13 protein-coding genes are annotated in these 16439 nt (G+C 40.9%); all 13 read right to left on the reverse strand.

All coding sequences use genetic code 11. The annotated features are described in order from the left end of the window. Positions 1–84: 84 nt before the first annotated feature. The 13 genes from DWZ44_RS14670 to DWZ44_RS14740 all read right to left on the reverse strand — a co-directional run bounded on the left by DWZ44_RS14670 (position 85) and on the right by DWZ44_RS14740 (position 16364). Positions 85–1038, reverse strand: a complete 954-nt coding sequence (locus DWZ44_RS14670; protein ID WP_117805189.1) for an LPD25 domain-containing protein — start codon at positions 1036–1038, stop codon at positions 85–87. A gap of 376 nt (positions 1039–1414) precedes the next feature. Beyond that, positions 1415–2398, reverse strand: coding sequence for a hypothetical protein (locus DWZ44_RS14680; protein ID WP_117805191.1), 984 nt, complete (start codon positions 2396–2398; stop codon positions 1415–1417). Positions 2399–2476: 78 nt separating this feature from the next. After that, a complete protein-coding gene (locus DWZ44_RS14685) occupies positions 2477–2740 on the reverse strand; it encodes a hypothetical protein (RefSeq protein WP_117805192.1) in 264 nt (87 codons plus the stop codon). Positions 2741–2759: 19 nt separating this feature from the next. After that, complete coding sequence (locus DWZ44_RS19575; protein ID WP_330411481.1) at positions 2760–6344, reverse strand: DUF3849 domain-containing protein; 3585 nt, start codon at positions 6342–6344, stop codon at positions 2760–2762. Positions 6345–6359: 15 nt separating this feature from the next. Continuing rightward, entirely contained in the window at positions 6360–9173 is a 2814-nt protein-coding gene (locus DWZ44_RS14700; RefSeq protein WP_117805195.1) for a C40 family peptidase, read from the reverse strand. A 14-nt stretch (positions 9174–9187) separates the two neighbouring features. After that, a complete protein-coding gene (locus DWZ44_RS14705; protein WP_117805196.1) occupies positions 9188–11935 on the reverse strand; it encodes a VirB4-like conjugal transfer ATPase, CD1110 family in 2748 nt (915 codons plus the stop codon). A gap of 51 nt (positions 11936–11986) precedes the next feature. Continuing rightward, complete coding sequence (locus DWZ44_RS14710; protein WP_117805197.1) at positions 11987–12325, reverse strand: PrgI family mobile element protein; 339 nt, start codon at positions 12323–12325, stop codon at positions 11987–11989. Positions 12326–12345: 20 nt separating this feature from the next. Next, entirely contained in the window at positions 12346–13206 is an 861-nt protein-coding gene (locus DWZ44_RS14715; RefSeq protein ID WP_117805198.1) for a hypothetical protein, read from the reverse strand. Between the two features lie 42 nt (positions 13207–13248). Continuing rightward, on the reverse strand, positions 13249–13584 hold the full coding sequence (locus DWZ44_RS14720) for a hypothetical protein (protein ID WP_117805199.1): 336 nt from the start codon (positions 13582–13584) through the stop codon (positions 13249–13251). Positions 13585–13786: 202 nt separating this feature from the next. Further along, positions 13787–14176 (reverse strand): single-stranded DNA-binding protein, encoded by a 390-nt coding sequence (locus DWZ44_RS14725; RefSeq protein WP_117805200.1) that lies wholly within the window; start codon positions 14174–14176, stop codon positions 13787–13789. Positions 14177–14187: 11 nt separating this feature from the next. After that, positions 14188–14820: a hypothetical protein gene (locus DWZ44_RS14730; protein ID WP_117805201.1), complete on the reverse strand. Its 633-nt coding sequence runs from the start codon at positions 14818–14820 to the stop codon at positions 14188–14190. Positions 14821–14832: 12 nt separating this feature from the next. Next, a complete protein-coding gene (locus DWZ44_RS14735; protein ID WP_022461025.1) occupies positions 14833–15978 on the reverse strand; it encodes a hypothetical protein in 1146 nt (381 codons plus the stop codon). Then, complete coding sequence (locus tag DWZ44_RS14740) at positions 15960–16364, reverse strand: hypothetical protein (protein WP_147342488.1); 405 nt, start codon at positions 16362–16364, stop codon at positions 15960–15962. The genes DWZ44_RS14735 and DWZ44_RS14740 overlap by 19 nt, the downstream gene beginning before the upstream one ends. Between the last annotated feature and the right edge of the window lie 75 nt (positions 16365–16439).

Genomic DNA, 16439 nt, shown 5'->3' on the forward strand with positions numbered 1-16439 from the left:
TCGCCTCTTTCATTTTTTCTCACTTTTATAATAACAGAAAATTAGGTATATGCAAGAAGCCGGGGATAGATTGCTGAACATAGGTTAAAGGGTTGGCTGTTTTTTTGTGGCTTTCTTATTCGTTGTTTGCTGCTTTGGAGAAATAAAATCATTTGCAGCATATTCCTCTACCGTCATTCCCGCAGCAGCAGCTTCCTGCTTAAGTTCTTCCTCTATTTTTTGCCTTTCTGCAATTAAAGCTGGATCGTAATCTTTTAACATCGGTTCATCGGGTAAATTCAAACCAGAATTAAGGCAGTATCTGCAGTCGGATACATAGTTATCGAAATCTATCAAGTATTTTTCCTTCCATGATTCTATCTCTACAGATGGCTTGTCAAACAGAACATGCACTGTTACTGATTTATCGGAAATTTCTTCATGTGCTCTCAAATACGGCACCAGCTTATTTAAAAGAAACAGTCCATTGGTACGGATTTTCTCTGCAAGTTCCGGTGTATTACTGGATGCCACTGAATCATAATACTCAGAATCATATGCATACATAAGTGCCATATTATGAAGGTGATCGATCAAGGAACCCTCATAATCACCGAAATCCTGGCGGCCTTCATAGGAAAAATTTTCTTTCCCCATATTATAATTCAACAGGAATTTTGTCTTTTCATAATAGTGGCCGCCATATTGTTCTCGAATATCGGCATCAATTAATTCAAACCTTTTATTTGCTTCTGCGATCGGAATAACCTCGCCATCTTCAAAATCGTTACACTCTGACCAAGTTATTGTAACAGTAGGTTCTTTACAGCGATCCTGATAGTCCTTTGCAACACGTTCGATGCAATCATATTCGGAATAAATACTGCTGTCAGCATACATATCATATGCCTCTTTTGCGAGATCTTTCGAATATTTATGTGGTACATCATATGAATTTTCCAATTCGGCAACCATAAAACTGGTAACAAATTCTTCGTGGGCTTCCATAACTTCTTCGGCCGTCAAGGTATATTCTTTCCCATCTCGTTGTATTTTCATGTTTTTAATTCTTCCTTTTTTTGATTTGTGGTTCAAAAAAGGCAGCCTCAAAATTAGGCTACCTTTTTCGGAAAATTTATAAGTATCAGTTTTCCTTGGAGACTATGAATTCCAGTTTTCGTTCTCCATATACGCTATTAAGATGTTATTGAGGCGCGAAATATTATGTTTATTTTGCTCGATTTGCTTTTGAATCCAGTTTTTCTGTGTCTGATTTGTAATGTCACTTAAATCATACTTAATAATAACGTAAGTATCATCATATTTTGAGATTGCCGGTGAATCCATGGGAAGAAAAACCCACTCGCCAAATATGTCTCCGGTTTTGTATAAGTAATCATCTACAACCAGAACATATACGCCGGTATGTTTGATTTTATTGATTTTGTTCTGCATTTTTCTCCATTTCATTTAAGGCAGATTCAGAAAGTGGTGCATCACCGGCATCAGAAGTATTATTGGAATCATCCTGGTGCCCTGTGGTGTCTGATGTATTTGCATCCATTTTCTTCATTTCCAGTACCTCACTCTCTGTCATGCCGGCAAATTCAAAGGAAAAGTCCTGGGAATTTTTGTTGTATGTAACCAGAGTTACGGTTCGGTTACTGTCATTCAGTACGAGATAGAATGTTTCCTTACTTGGTTTATAGGTTCCATAGGCCAGATATTCACCTTCCGTTGCTGTGATATTGTTTTCCGTGATCCATTTATGCAGTCTGCAGGGAAGAAACCAGCTTTTATTGTAACCATAAGCGTCTGTACATATGGCTGTGATAGAGTGGGCGGAATCTTCTTTTACCGGTGTGCATTTCTTCAGCCAATCGTCTTTCTCTTCATCAGACATATAGATCCAGTTACTTTGATTGATAACTGGAAGATAGTCGTTATTTTCATAAATATAATCTTCCCCAAGGATATGGTATTTATCTTCTTCTGATACAGAGGAAGAAGTAACCTCCCTTTCACTGGAAGAAGATGTTTCCGTTGTCTGTGTTTCTTTTCGTTGCTCTTCTTTTTCACTCAAACTTCTTTGGTCGATGTAATCGAGTGTTTCCTGCAGCGTGCTTTCTATGGTACGTTCAGACTCAGCTTTTTGGATGTTTTCAATATTCTGTTTGATATAAGAGTCAATTTCGGATTGCTGGTCATCCGATAAGTCTTTTACGGCATCCTGAATCTGCTGGATTGCCTCTTCCTTTTTTTTACTGTAGTCTGATTGCTCCACGGTAATAGAATGTCCAGTATTTGAGTTGCTGGAATCTTTATGGATAGCGACCGCGCCTCCAACCGTTGCTATTGCAAGAGCGGCCGCCGCTATGCTTATGGCAACCTCTTTTTTTGAAAATTTTCTTTTACTCATAAATGCCTCCAACAAAAAAGGTCGTAAGAGAAAGATGAAATTTCCCTTAGCGACCTTTTTTTCTTTTTAACACCTTTTTTATTTCGAAACATCAATCATGTAGTCAACAACCTTCTTGTAAAGCTGCCGTTTTTGTTCCGAATAACCGAAATATTCAAATGCAAGATCTGGGGAATATTCGGCTTTTTCGACAAGCCGCTGCATAGCCACCAGTTGCATCAGAACATCCTCTCGTTTTTCTTCCGTATCAAGCTGCAGCTCACTTCCTAGCTGCATCCCAAGAATTAAAATAGCTCCGGCTTTTATCCGTAGGATTTTGCATTCTATTTCTGTTATTTCCATTGAAATCCTCCCCATTTTCTTATAAGCATAGTCCAACCACTTTTTTCTTTAGCATTGGTTTTGTTTTCACGGATGTGATTGGCGTAACTGCCATGTCGGAGTTTACTATTGCAGGTTGTTCATCATCTTCCAGTATAAGAGCATCTGTTCCTTTCTCATCCATGTTCAGGAGCGCATTCAGTTCTGCCAGTCGCTTTAGCTTTTCAGCGAGTTCTTCTTCCTGTTGGAATGGTTTCGTTACTTCTATTTTCGCTGATTCTAATTGATTAGTTAAGGTTTCAAGTCTGTCTTTGGCTTCGGCAAGCTTATCCGGCATGGTTTTCAAAACATTGTCCAATCGAATAATATTTTCAACTGGATCAGGACCAATTTCTTGTTTTTCTTCGGTATCTGGCGTCGTTTCGTCTGGAATAGAATTTTCAATGTCTCTTCCATCTGCAGCAAGTTCATCGGCCCATGCCATGGCATCTTCCAAAGATTCAAAAGTTTCCAATGGCGGATAACCTTCTGCATCATAAATGGAATATACGGCATTTCCTTTGTTGATCCACAAAAAGACATCCGAAAAAAGCCTTGCGCTCCATTTTGTTGGATTTCCAAACGCATCATCTGCCTCATGTACCACCTGCCAGGATAACCGTTGCAGTTCTTCCCCATCAAGTTTGGCACCAACTTCCGCTTCATGTCGATCAATGTCTTCTTCAGCAAGAATGTCGATATAATAGTCCTCTACTTCAACTTTATCTGGCTTATGGTCAAATTCAAAGACTCGATTTTTACACTGAACATAATAAAAGTCCGGATCATCAACACAATTTCCGATCAGATATTTAACGTTTCCAGATTCCCACTGGTCAATCAGAATGCAGAGATGGCCATCCAGTGTAAGCTGTTCCTGTACTACCTGTTCTTTTTCATGCTGCAGGTTTCTGACTTGGTTTGTAAATCCATCCAAAATAGTTGGGTGGGTGTTTAAGATCAGTGTATTGCTCCATTCTCCTTCTGTAAGGATGGAACTCGCCCATTCTTTGTTTCTTAGAGAAAACCGACCTTCCTTCCATGCCTGCACAATGGTATTGGCCAAAACAAATTGTACACAGTCTATGCCGTATTTTTCTACAATTTCAGATACCGTATTTTGTGGAACGGAAAATCCATTGTATTTTTCGGCAATCTGTTTTTCGATCTCCTGTTTGCACTCTAACCGGATTCCGTTATTCAGCCGGGTAATTTCGGCTTCTTTTGCCTTTTTTTCCTGTTCTTTTTTATAATTCTTATACTCTTCTTTTTCCTGTGGTGAAAAGTATTTGTCTGCATAAATCAGCTCGCAGATTCTTTCTTCTACGACATTCCAATTTAAAAGGACTTTTGTATATGGATTTAAAAGGCTTCCTTTCTCCAGGAGAATACCTTTCGCATCATGTTCACTGTTGGAACTACTATTGCCAGGTAACGCACCGGATTGGCCACCAATCCCATATTCTTTTTTCAGAAAGTCTGCATTTTCTTTCTGGTTATGCAGGTCCATGAAATATTCGTAGATTCGAAATTTTCCATCTGCAAAACCACTTCCAATGCAAAGGGCATAGTCGATTTCGTCCTGTGTGATGAAATCTTCCTGTCTGACATCTACCGTATCATGAAGTGGAAAATGAATTCTCTCCCTGTCAAGATCCGCGATTTCGGATAATAGATATCCTGGAGATTTCACAGTTTTCGGCTTTAATTCTCCATAGGAAATCCGTGCATCGACATCTTCCAAAAAGCTTTCCAGCTGTTCTCTTCCTTCATGCGTAGAAAGAAGAGTTTCTATTTTTTCTATACTGTTAAGTTCTTCCGGTACATCATCTATCCAATCACGGAGAAAATAGCCGATCTGATAAGATACCCTCTCCATCTCTGTTTTGTCTACGAGTGCTGCCTCGTTCGCATCCATATACAAGCCATACGTAATCATGGCGTGAATGTACTTTTCGATTTGATCCCAGCTTAATGTTGTAACTACAGATTCCGCTGCCTGCATACCATAACCGGCAGTCATTCCGTTTTCATCAAACCATACAGATATTGGATGACCGTGTAATTCAAAACCTTTGCCGACCTGACCATATTCTTTTTTCAGGAAAGCAATTATTTCATCGGTACTTTTTCCTTCGGTATATTTGGCGTAAATCCGTTTCCGGCTATCTTTTTGCCCGCCACCACTTCGGATGATTACTTCAAGATCGGTTTCCGACAAATAGAAAGCAGCGGGCATAGTATATTTTTTACTTGCTTCCGCTGCTGTAATTGATCCTCTCTGTTCCTCTGCTGATGGAAACAGACTTAATTGTGTGTATGATTCCTCTGGTTTTACAAAATTGGTCGGCTGTAAATCAGTTCTTTCAGTACGACTTCCTCCGCCCGGCTCTGGATGCTGTTCATCTTCTTCACCCAAAGCATCTGATCCTGTGCTTTGAGCTGTTCGTTTACTCCTTCTTTCTCCGCCATCTGGGATGTCAGGACTTCCATCCTCTCTCTTGCCTGTTCCTGAATCTCGAGAAGATGTGCTTTCAGCGTTCCTTCCAGAAACATTGCTGTTCTCGCCCCATCGTATCTCTCCCTCAGAAATTTGTCCCTCAGAAGTCCGTATTTCGTTACCATTCCCTCCGGTTCCGGATTTGCTTTCAGTTTCGGAATCAGATAATCTCCCATCTGTTCGTATTCCAGGTCCATTTTGTTTTCCTCCTTCAATATTATCTTTATCTTTGGAATTACCCTCTTGCAAACTTTCGCGCTTTAAAGCATTATATCGCGGTTGTGGTGCATTTGCAAGTTCTTTTTTGGAGATTTCTTTTTCCTGTTCTTTCTCGCGAAGTTTATCATAAATGCATACTGTTTTTCCGATTTCTGCAAGAACACCTCTGGCAGAATCATTAATTTTTGTTCCTAATACTGACAATGTTTTAATAGAAACAAACTGATTGATATAATCAAATGAAAATTCATGATCGGAAATTTCTATTCCACAGGCCGATAAAATTGTAAAAGAAACACTTTCCGATATAAGTTTTTTTAAGCAAAGAGCAAAGTCCTGTTCGCTCAGTTTATCAAATCCTATCCTATCCTGTAAATCCGGATAATCAATTTGAAGTTCTGTATAGGCATCCGCCGCGAGCTGATCTGAAATTTCAATAATTCTTTCTTCAAAGGGTTTTGTGCTGTCTGTACTGCCATATATTTGTTCGAGCCTATGCAGTACATCACTTTTATGTTCTTCCCGCAGTTTCCACGCCTTCGGATAACGTCCATTTGGCTTTACAGCATGAACATTCGAAACATCAAATACATATTTAAGCTTATGACCGTATGTTGCAGTATCATCCGGAAGTGCAATTCCTGAAGATCCTTTATTTACCCAGCAGTTCATACGTTTATTCCATATCTCGATGGAAGCACACGCTGTTGCATCCGGATTCTGTGCATAAATCAGAAGCTGTTCTTTAAACGGATATTTATAAATCCGTGCAGCGGAGGTCAGGAACTTCATCCAGGATTCCCGGTTCTGTGAAACCCTTTTAGCTGTTTTTTCTGCAAGATTCACTATGTATTCATATTTATCCATCTTATTTTCCTTCTACTATTGTGGCCGACAATATAATTGCGGCGAAAGATTTGATTGTGACATTGCCTGTTTACATACCCCTCTGGATTCATCTGCAGCATGAACCATTTCACCATTTCCAAGATATATGGCAACATGGGATATATTCCTGTATTTTCCGTTGGCCGAATAAGAATAAAAGATCAAGTCTCCCGGCTGCAGTTCACCATAGCTGACAGTCATTCCTTTGTTTACCAGGCATTCTGCTTCGCTTGCTGCATCCATTCCATTCAGATAAGTAATACCAGCTGCAGCATAACTCCGGTAAACCAGGGAAGAACAATCATACCATCCCGGATCATCTCTTCTGCTTTGGGAATAACCACTTCCTACAGCATTCAGAGCTGCCTGCACGGCAACATTTCCGGACTCTCCGGCACCTATGCTTTTTTTCCAGGACCAGTCAATCCCACCGGCACCATTTTCGGATGGTGCATAAATGTCAAGCGTCCCATCAAGCTGCGCCAGGCAATCCGCTTTCTCATAGCTCCACCTGGATACGTTCGGTCTGCGGGCGATCATGGCATCATATGCCCTTTCAATAATTTCCCGGTCCGTTGATGCAGATGTTGTTCCATCAAAATATCTTTTCAGGCTTACAACATATTTTCCATCTCTGTTGCCAAAAGAAAGAACGCAGCCTTTCAAAGCATCAGACGCGTTTGTAAAATCAAAACCATAATATTCTGTCAGTGATGTAAGAAGTGGCTGCAGTGTTTGTGTATAGACGTATTCGCACTGGGCTGCCTCAAATGCAATCTTATGTTCTATGCAGATCGAATGCCATGCCCCGTAAAATCCGGCGTTATTTTTTAGTTCTGTGGTCATGCCAAGATATGGTTCAAACGGACCATATGTAGTTGGATCTTTTTCATAGCACCACCGAACAAACGGTCCAAGCTCATAACGATTGTCGAACTGAAATTCACCACATGCATTTCCGCCATCGCCACCAACCTGATCCGGGTTTCCGCCGGATTCATATTTTGCCGCCAGATAACAGGCTCCATCATAAGCGGAAGAAGCACTTTGACGTTCAGCCTTTACCCCAAGAAACAGAAGACTCAAAAGAAGAAAAAGCGAAATAATAGGAAGCAGCAACAAAACATTGGATGCTATAATTTTAATGATGCCTGCGGATATTTTCGCCGTATTAATGACTCCATGCCGAAGTAGCATCCGCTGTTGATAATCAGCCCTTTTTTTTATCTCTTCTTCGTTCCCGGATAACCGGAGGGATTGAACGGTTGTATGGAAGTTCTTTGTTCTCCGAAACCATTTTAAGGATGCTCTAATTTTTCCCTCTTTACGAGAACTTTTTTCATCCTTTTTTCTTTTGCGGTCATTAGAATCTTTTTCATTCTTTCCTGACTTTTCTGTATCACTTTCTTTCCGATTTTTCTTTTTGGCTTTCCGTTTTTTACTTCCGGAATCATCCTCTGAGTCCTCTTCCTCAGCATGATCCATTTCTTTATTCCATTCCTCTACCGCCTGGGACGGTTTTATTTCCTGCCTATCTTTATCTTCTGCCGGATTTTTTTCAGATGTTTTTTCTGTATGTTCCTTATTTTTTATTTCCTTCTTCTGATTGGACGTTTTCTCCTCATCTTCACCAAGAGTTTCCTTTTTCTCTTCTGTTGAAGATTCTTCTGAAATTTCACTATCTTCCGAAGTATTTTTACTCGTGATTTTTTCTTTTTTTCGATTCTTTTTTAATTTTGTCAGATATATAAGTGTTTTTGATTTTTTTAAATCATTCTGGGAGTCCGGCTCATCATCTTCAACCTCTTTTTCTACATTCGCTGCTGTCATACCATGCAGCATGGATGCAGTATTCAAACTTTGATGCTGCTGTCTGAAAGTTTTACTCTGGTTGGATGATAATTCTTCCCCTTTAGAATCTTGTACTGTGGATGATTGTATCCTGCCAATCGTATATTTTCGGCTGAAATCCTTCTTTTTTTCTCTCTCATCCGTATTACTTTCTTCCTCTTCTTGTTGAAAAAGTGTCGGTTTTCCAGACAACGGATTTCCGTTTCGCTTCTCCTCTATTCCAATGCCCTGTGTGTTTTCTGTATCTTGCCGCCGCAGATATTTCCACATGGCCAGACGCATACTTTGTCGTTTTTCTTCTTTTATGTCATTATTTTCCGACATTTCCAGCTGTTCAGTATTCGGGATGGAAGCTCTCATCTTGGCTGCAGCATATTTTTTACCGTGATTTTCCTGAATCCGATTCTCTGATGCAGCCTCAATATTATCTTCCCGTTCTGAACCTGTACTTTTTAAAATAAAATGGGTTGTTTGTTGCTTCTCTTCTGCATGGGAACGTCCCGCTTCTGTTTGCACATATTTCTGTGTTGCCAGTCGTATACTTTTCAACTGCTGTTCCCGGGCAACTTGTCTGTCCGGTTTTTCTGGTATTTTATACGTCTCTGAAACAGGTGCATGGAACTGTGCAGCTTTCGCCTCATATTTTTCACTGGAGCCATTATATACAGGCTGTTCCGTATGTCCAGTGTTTTCCGGCAAGATACTTTGTGTATTTACTTGATTTTCCGGCTGCAAATATTTCTGCGTCGCCAGACGCATATTTTGCAGCTGTTGTTCCCGCGTAATATGGTTTCCTGTTATTTCCTGCGTTTCAGAGTGGCTCATAACAGATCGTATCTCTGACGCAGTATAGATTGCAGAAGTAGCACTGTGTACCGTCTTTTCCACAGATCCTGTTTTAACTTCCCGCTGTTTTGCCTGCCATGCAACTTCCGTGTGCTTGTCTTTTGGTGTCATGCGTTATCCTTCCTTTAGTTTTCCGGCATACGGTAACAACCTTGGATCTTTTCGATATATCCTTTTTTCACAAGAGATTCCAGTATCTCTTCTGCCTGTTTATTGGAAACACCGCATAAAATTCCGGCACCATAGCAATCCAGCCATTCATCACATTCGTCAGCTTCTTCTACTTTATGGTACATGAACAGCTCTTCTTCACTGATTGGCTCTTCTACTTCGCCATTTAAAAGCTCAACAGACTCTTTGTCTGGATCAGTGTCAAATGTTGACACCGAGTCTCTGTTTTCATCCGTGTCAATCTTTGACACGGATTCCAGATCATCTTCATGTTCATCTTGATCCGCTTCCTGGCTGTAAAATACGTTCCGATTTTCGGCAGCGGCTTCATGGAAGTTTGTACTGTAGAAATGATACAGCGGATTGTCCCGGCTAATCGTCGAATCACACTGCAAAATATGCCCGCCCCAGACAATCAAACTCTGGCCCGGTGTCGGATCAGAAAGCGCTTCAAACTCTTTCTGTGATAACTCCATAATCTGCAGCAATTCGTTCCGATCATCACCGGCTTGGTCAAGCAGCACCTTGAAATCGGAGTTTGATACAATCTCCATAATTTTCCGGTTGGCCGTTGCTGCTGAAACGTTCTGCAGACAGATCGTACAGATACCACCAAGTTTACGGTACGTCAGATACGCCTTTTCCAGCTCATTACAACTTGTCTCATGGCGGCAGACATATTGAGCCTCGTCAACGATAAAATGCGTTGCCCTTTGCTGTTCAACGTTGTAGGAAAAACGCTGCGTTAAAACATGCATGATTGTTATCATCAGCGGTTCCCACATCAATTCAGGGATATTTTTCATTCCAAATGCAACAAACCGGCTGCTGGTAGACAGTGTACTTTGTCCTTCCAATGTCAAAAAGCTATGCTTTGTATAAGCCTCCAGTGATCCATACAAATCACGCGCTTCCGGTTCCCGCTGTTTCTGGAAAATTGCTTCCAAATCAGAAAGCACCGGGGATATCGGTTTCTTTTTTGAAAACGTATTCTGATATAATTCCTCAACGCACCGGTAAATCAACGATTTATGGATACCGTTTGGACGTATACCGGTCATGATACTGTACAGAAATGCTTCCATATACTGCAGCTGGGAAAGGATATATTCTTCACGGCCCTTTGCATTCTTTTGCAGCAAAGATTCCGGAATCTCAAGAGGGTTCAGGCGCAGATCCGGATCAGAAAGATCAAAATACTGACCGCGGAATCTCTGGGTGATTCCCTTCATCTCATTCTGCGGATCAATCAGGAAAATATCATCTGTACTGTTAATCAATGTTTGTCCGATTTCCGTAATTTTCAGCAGCATGGACTTTCCAGAACCAGTGTGGCCAAAAATAACACCATTACTGTTTTTCAATGTCTTTCGGTTTCCAATGATCGGATTTCTGGTTTTTTTATTTATACCATACCATGTTCCGCCAGGCTGGATCAGATCCCAGGAATAGAATGGCTGGAATGCCAGATAAGAACTTGTCAGGACGGAACGCATATTATTTACACGCCTCGCTCCGATCGGAAGCAACGTATTCAGTGCCTGAATTTGCTGATCGTAGTAAGGAACAATCTGTATAGAATGTTTCCGGCAGCGGCGTCTGACTTCTGCCGTGTTTGCATCCAGTTCATCTTTATTTGCTCCACGCACTGCCAACAGGATTCCTACATAGAAGCCATTTTCATCATCTTCCTCGATCTGATCCATATATTTTTTCAGATTGGCCTGCTTCTTTTTCTTTGCATAGGACGGCTCACTATAGAAGTTACCCATACTTGCATTGGCCTGTACTTCCTGCCCGATCGCATTTTCATTGTAGAAATTCGTGTTGCTGATTTTTCCACGTAACACTTCCCGTGGGATATATGCCGTATCTATGGTAAGGCAGGTATAAAACGGAAAATCTGTCAGTTCAAAAATCAACTTTTCTTCATTCAATCTGGTTGGCAGAACCGCAGCAAAAAGAATCCGCATACACTCTTCATCAAATTCCATGTAGCTTTTGTGATTCCGCACAGAATGTGGAAGGATTGAATTGCGAAAATCTCTTCCGGCCTGTACCATATCCTGAAACGGGAGAATAAAACTTTCCTCTCCATCATCTGTGAAAAAGTAATTTCTGATTTTCTGAAACCGCTGCACAGCGTTTAAAGGAACCAATTCCGAACCCATTGCATAAAAGATTGGAAGTGCTGTATGCTCGAATGTATCAAACCATCCTTCCGCTTCTTCTATTGACCGGCAATTTGCACTCACAGTCAAATAACGCTGTTTTCGAACGTTTTCCTGTCCCTTTTCAAGAGATTTTTTAATCATTTCGTTATTGTAGCGGGCCAGCTCTGGATACTCACTTTTATTTTCATCCTGCAACAGAGATTTCTGGAAATTTGTTACGTCCCGTGGTTCACACTGTATTGTGATCTTGAAATCTGTGTCCATGGAATTTAGAAATTTCCGTAGTTGAAACAGGATGCCGTCTTTTTGCTGCTTGTCCTGATCCACATAGTTTAAGTCTGAAAAAGAATACACACGATCAAATTTTCTCCGCTTTTTCCCTGCCCCGTTATTCGGTTCTATTTCAAATATTCCATTTTCGTGTACACCTGCAATATCCAGCATTTGTTGAATACTGGCCGGTGTCTGGTAAACTGGCTGTGTACATTTTTTATATCGGATAAATTCCTCATTCGAAAAAAATCCCATTCTGTTCCATCCTTTCCAAGTATATAAAAAAGTCGGGATTTTTCCCGATCATTATTTTTCTTTTTTCAAATAATTTTTTCTTGCCTGGTTATATTCGTCACTTTTCCAAACAAGTTTGGCTGTGGACTTTCTGTATTTTCTTGCCCGGTAAAACTCTATTGCAGAAAGCCCGCTACGTGACTTCCATACCTGACTGAAAATGATAGCTGCAGCAACAGCAGTTCCAATCAAAAATGATATATATAAGTTCCATCCAAGTATAAAATACAACAAGATAATGATAATACCACAGGAGACAGCAGAAACGGCCATCACACCTAACTCTCTTGCTGTAAGTCCTTTCCAGATGCTATCCTTATATGCACCAAAATCTTCATTCATGTTTACCATAAGCTATGTCCTTCCTACTATTAAAATCCAAATGCTCTTCGAACCATCGCATCCGTACCAGATACTGATCCCGTTATAATAAGGATACCAAGAATAGCTTGAAGTCCTTCCCATCCTTGTGATCCCAACATTCCGCCCAATATATCTTCTGATGCAGTAGGGAACAGCCCACCGGCATTTATTAAAATTGTTCCAAGTCGCATCATTAGCATGATTCCTGTCATTTCAAACAATGCACAAAGAAATGTACGGACCCAGCTTGATCCGGTATGTCCAATTTCATGTGGCCCTGCATAAGTGGAAAGTGCAAGTGGTGCAACAGCCATATAAAAAAACAATTTAAGGAAAACCCTATAAACCGTCCATAATGTAATAACTGCGCCACCCAGGCAGATAAACAAAAACACAAGGCCAAACAGATTTCCAAAAATAAGTCCGGATCCACTCATTTCCCAGTCATCCCCTACTCTTATAACCAGTGAAGCGGCATCTTCCGGAACAATAATCCCAAAAAATGCTTGTTCAATTTCAATCAAAAAAACGAGGATATTCGTGAGATTTAAAAAAACAGCATCCACAAGTGCCAGCTTGATAAAAAACTGGATGCTTGCTTCCATGGTCATTCCGTGTTTAATATCCGTTGTTTCTTTGAAAAAATTAATCATAAAGAAAACACTTACAAGTGTCGCACCTAGAATCTGTAGTGCCAGGAAAATCCGGTATGCTTCATCCCAAAGTTCACCATCTGCCAAACTTTTTGGATTCGTTTGCAGCATATCAAACGCATATGCAATTAATGAATTCCAAACATTGCACCCAAGGGAAAAGAAACCACTTCCCGAAAAAACCGTTTTGAAAAAATCTAATATCTCATTTATCATATTTTCTCCATAAGAAAAAGGAGGATATTCCCTCCCTTTTCATTATCCCTTCAGAGCAGTTGTAATTACCGGAGCAACCAGCATAACTAACGCACCGCCAACCCCTTTTAAAGATCTTGTAATAGCACCTCCGCCTTCCTGTGCCTGCATGGAAGCTCCAAATTCAAATGCGTGCCATAATAAAATAACACCACCCACAGATTGTACCACAGCGCTGATCAGATTCCATAAAATTTCAAATTTCGCATTTATTGCGGCCGTTGCATCTGCAAAAACCATTGGCGCACCTACTCCCTGCAGGAACATCAAAAACGCAAAGCAAGCCGTATATTCCGTGACTTTTTTCAGTTTCTTTTTTACTTCGATTGGCTTTTTCATATCTTTTACCTCTTTTTGATCTAAAAATAGCCCGCACCAAATTTTGGTGCAGGTCTTATTTTCGTTTGTTCTTTCGTGTCAATCCTTCACACGACATTTTTTAATCGTCATCATCATCATGTTTGTGAAATCTTCCAATTAAAAATGCAATAACACATCCTACCACCGCTATAATCGGGATAATATACTGAATCGGCATTCTCTATTTTCCTCCTTTTTCTTCCTGTTTCAGAACCGGAAACTGGGGCAATCCAGTACACAATTCCAGTCCATTAAATTCTTGTTTTTCAATTATCTGCTGATAATCTACCGTCACAGTAACGAAATATACTTTTTGATTGTTGGCATCCCGGCCTTCCTCTGTATGAAGATGTCCCTGGACAAACACTGTCGTTCCTTTTTTTATTTTCTGAAATGCTATCATTGCCCGTTCTCCAAAGGCAACACAGTACATGTAATCGGAGTAAGAACTTTTCGGTCGCTGCACGGCCAGGATGTACCGGCATGTTGGAACTGATCTCCCTCTCCTGTCTTTTTCATAGGAAAATTGTGGGACGCAGGTGCAAACACCCTGGATTTTAATCTGATTCATGTTTGCCCTCCTTATACCAGATTGCCAGTTGTATTTTCTTGACGGTAAGGCAGCCTCCGGTATCGCAGAACTTCCATCCGCAGTAAATCATCCCGCAGGGTTTCTGCATCCATGCCCTCAAATAAAATGTCAAGGGTTGTCTCAAAATCCCGGTAACGGCTGCGCTGGCTGTACGTAAGTGCCTTTTCAATCCTTTCCAGAATCGGACCATTTTCATAAAGTTCCTGCAATTCTAAAAGGGATTGCTGCAGTGTGTCTTTTCGCCGGAAATGTTCTATCATCCGGCTTTTAAATTCTGCCACATCAGCCGGGTTTAACACTTCCGGTTCCGTGTCAATGTTTGACACGGGAACTTCTTCTTTATCATTCGGAAGTTCTTCCGGCGCATTTTCCGTTTTTTCCTCTTCTATGACAGGTATATTCTTTTTTCGTTTTAAATCTGGAACATTTAAAACATTTTTCAGCTTTTTGGTATCAACCCCAAGCTTTTTTTCCAACGGCTCTTCTTGAGTTTCTTCCTTTTTCTGTTTTCGCTCTTGTATTAAACTGATTCCAGCTGTTGCTGCAAAACCAAACGCTGCGATCGCAAGCACCGCGGTCATCAAGTAATATGGATTTCCCAAAAATGACTTTATACTTTCCATGGCCGATCTCCTTTACTTGAAATTCCGTGATGCATCTACCGCAAGTTCTACCAGCTCCTCTGCCGAAATTCTTCTGTCATACCATCCGGTCAGAACTGCCGCTTTTTCGTATTCATCATAAGATGCCTTATATTCCGGCATTTCTGCGTTCATCTGGTAGATGACTTCTTTTAAGTTCTTGGTTTCGCGGCGTGGAACACTGATTTCATAGCATGGAAGGGAATCAAAGCGGAAATGATAATTCTTTTCGCCACATACCGCATCTACAATAATTCCATCCGTATTATGGCGGGTTGTCACATTTTCGAACTCTGGCAGTGTCAGCAAGTAATTCTGCAGTTCTTCTGCACTTAAATCGTGGCTTTCCGGCTGATTACTGTTTTCTTCCAGCTGTCTCTGTAATTCTTCCTTGTCTTTTGCCTGATCATCCAGATCTCTCTGCAAAGATTTTACCTGCTTATTTAGTTCAATGACTTTTCCTTGGAGTTCTCCATTCCGTTTTCGCAACTTTTCTTCTACTTCCGGATCAGTGCTGCTATCCTCTGCTTTTAACTGCAGGTTCGCAAGTTCAGCTTCCTTTGCATCAAAATCTTTCTGTAATTTTTCCATCTGTTCCGTTTTGGAATCACGTTCTTTTTCTGCCATGGAAAGACGGCTCTGCAATGTTTCAATTTTCGCCTGCAGTTCTGTTTCCTTATCCGTTGGAAGTGACATATCCGGATACAGTTTTAAATTTTCCTGCATCATCTTGAGGTTATCCCTCTCTGCCTGCAGCTCAATACTTAAGTTCTGTGCCTGCAGCTTTTCCATTTGCAGTTCCTGCCGTTTCTTAATCAGCTCATTTTCCTGTTCCTGCTTTGCTTTCGCCAGGGATTCTTTTGTTTCCTGTTCCCAGTTTTTTAAAGCAGTTTCCTGTTTTTCCATGTCCTCTACTTTAGCTGCAAGAGCATCCTGGATCTGGTCCAGTTCTTTTTCCCGGTTATCCAGATCTGTTGCTTTCTGTTCCTGGCTATTTTTCTGCTTTTCCAATGCATTTGCAAGAGACTGCAGCTGCTTGGAACGGTCATCGAACAGCTTTTCACGTTTTTTATATTGCTCTTCTCGTTCCTGATACAGCTGATTCATTTTTTCGGCCATACTTAATGTATTTTCATCCATGACGTATCCTTTCTTCGGGCGCTTAGCCCAATATCTTTCTTACTCTTTTTTCGTATTGCAGTAAGAAACATCAATACACTCCAACTGCCGATAAAAAAAACGGCAAAAAAACAGATATGATTCCTATCTGCCGTATCCACCGGATCAGCCTTTAAAATCATACCTTCTGTATCTGTGTCAATGTTTGACACCTGTTTTGTGGTTTCCATATCGGTGTCAACGTTTGACACCGCTTGTGGCTTTTCCGTACTCGTGTCAACGTTTGACACCGCTTGTGGCTTTTCCGTACTCGTGTCAACGTTTGACACCGCTTTGGGATTTTCCGTATCCGTGTCAACGTTTGACACCGCCTGGTGGTTTTCCGTACCCGTGTCAATGTTTGACACCGTTTTGCTGCTTTTCTGTCCCGTGTCAATGTTTGACACGGATTTTTCAGCCCGTTTTCCATTCCATAAGGAAAC

It is taken from the genome of Blautia sp. AF32-4BH (genome assembly GCF_003460565.1).
GTDB lineage: Bacteria > Bacillota > Clostridia > Lachnospirales > Lachnospiraceae > Fusicatenibacter > Fusicatenibacter saccharivorans.

Bases quoted from the DNA above. Each gene is read 5' to 3' on its own strand.
- DWZ44_RS14670 (WP_117805189.1), bottom strand. From the start codon at position 1,038: ATGAAAATACAACGAGATGGGAAAGAATATACCTTGACGGCCGAAGAA.
- DWZ44_RS14680 (WP_117805191.1), bottom strand. From the start codon at position 2,398: ATGAGTAAAAGAAAATTTTCAAAAAAAGAGGTTGCCATAAGCATAGCG.
- DWZ44_RS14685 (WP_117805192.1), bottom strand. From the start codon at position 2,740: ATGGAAATAACAGAAATAGAATGCAAAATCCTACGGATAAAAGCCGGA.
- DWZ44_RS19575 (WP_330411481.1), bottom strand. From the start codon at position 6,344: ATGGATAAATATGAATACATAGTGAATCTTGCAGAAAAAACAGCTAAA.
- DWZ44_RS14700 (WP_117805195.1), bottom strand. From the start codon at position 9,173: ATGACACCAAAAGACAAGCACACGGAAGTTGCATGGCAGGCAAAACAG.
- DWZ44_RS14705 (WP_117805196.1), bottom strand. From the start codon at position 11,935: ATGGGATTTTTTTCGAATGAGGAATTTATCCGATATAAAAAATGTACA.
- DWZ44_RS14710 (WP_117805197.1), bottom strand. From the start codon at position 12,325: ATGGTAAACATGAATGAAGATTTTGGTGCATATAAGGATAGCATCTGG.
- DWZ44_RS14715 (WP_117805198.1), bottom strand. From the start codon at position 13,206: ATGATAAATGAGATATTAGATTTTTTCAAAACGGTTTTTTCGGGAAGT.
- DWZ44_RS14720 (WP_117805199.1), bottom strand. From the start codon at position 13,584: ATGAAAAAGCCAATCGAAGTAAAAAAGAAACTGAAAAAAGTCACGGAA.
- DWZ44_RS14725 (WP_117805200.1), bottom strand. From the start codon at position 14,176: ATGAATCAGATTAAAATCCAGGGTGTTTGCACCTGCGTCCCACAATTT.
- DWZ44_RS14730 (WP_117805201.1), bottom strand. From the start codon at position 14,820: ATGGAAAGTATAAAGTCATTTTTGGGAAATCCATATTACTTGATGACC.
- DWZ44_RS14735 (WP_022461025.1), bottom strand. From the start codon at position 15,978: ATGGATGAAAATACATTAAGTATGGCCGAAAAAATGAATCAGCTGTAT.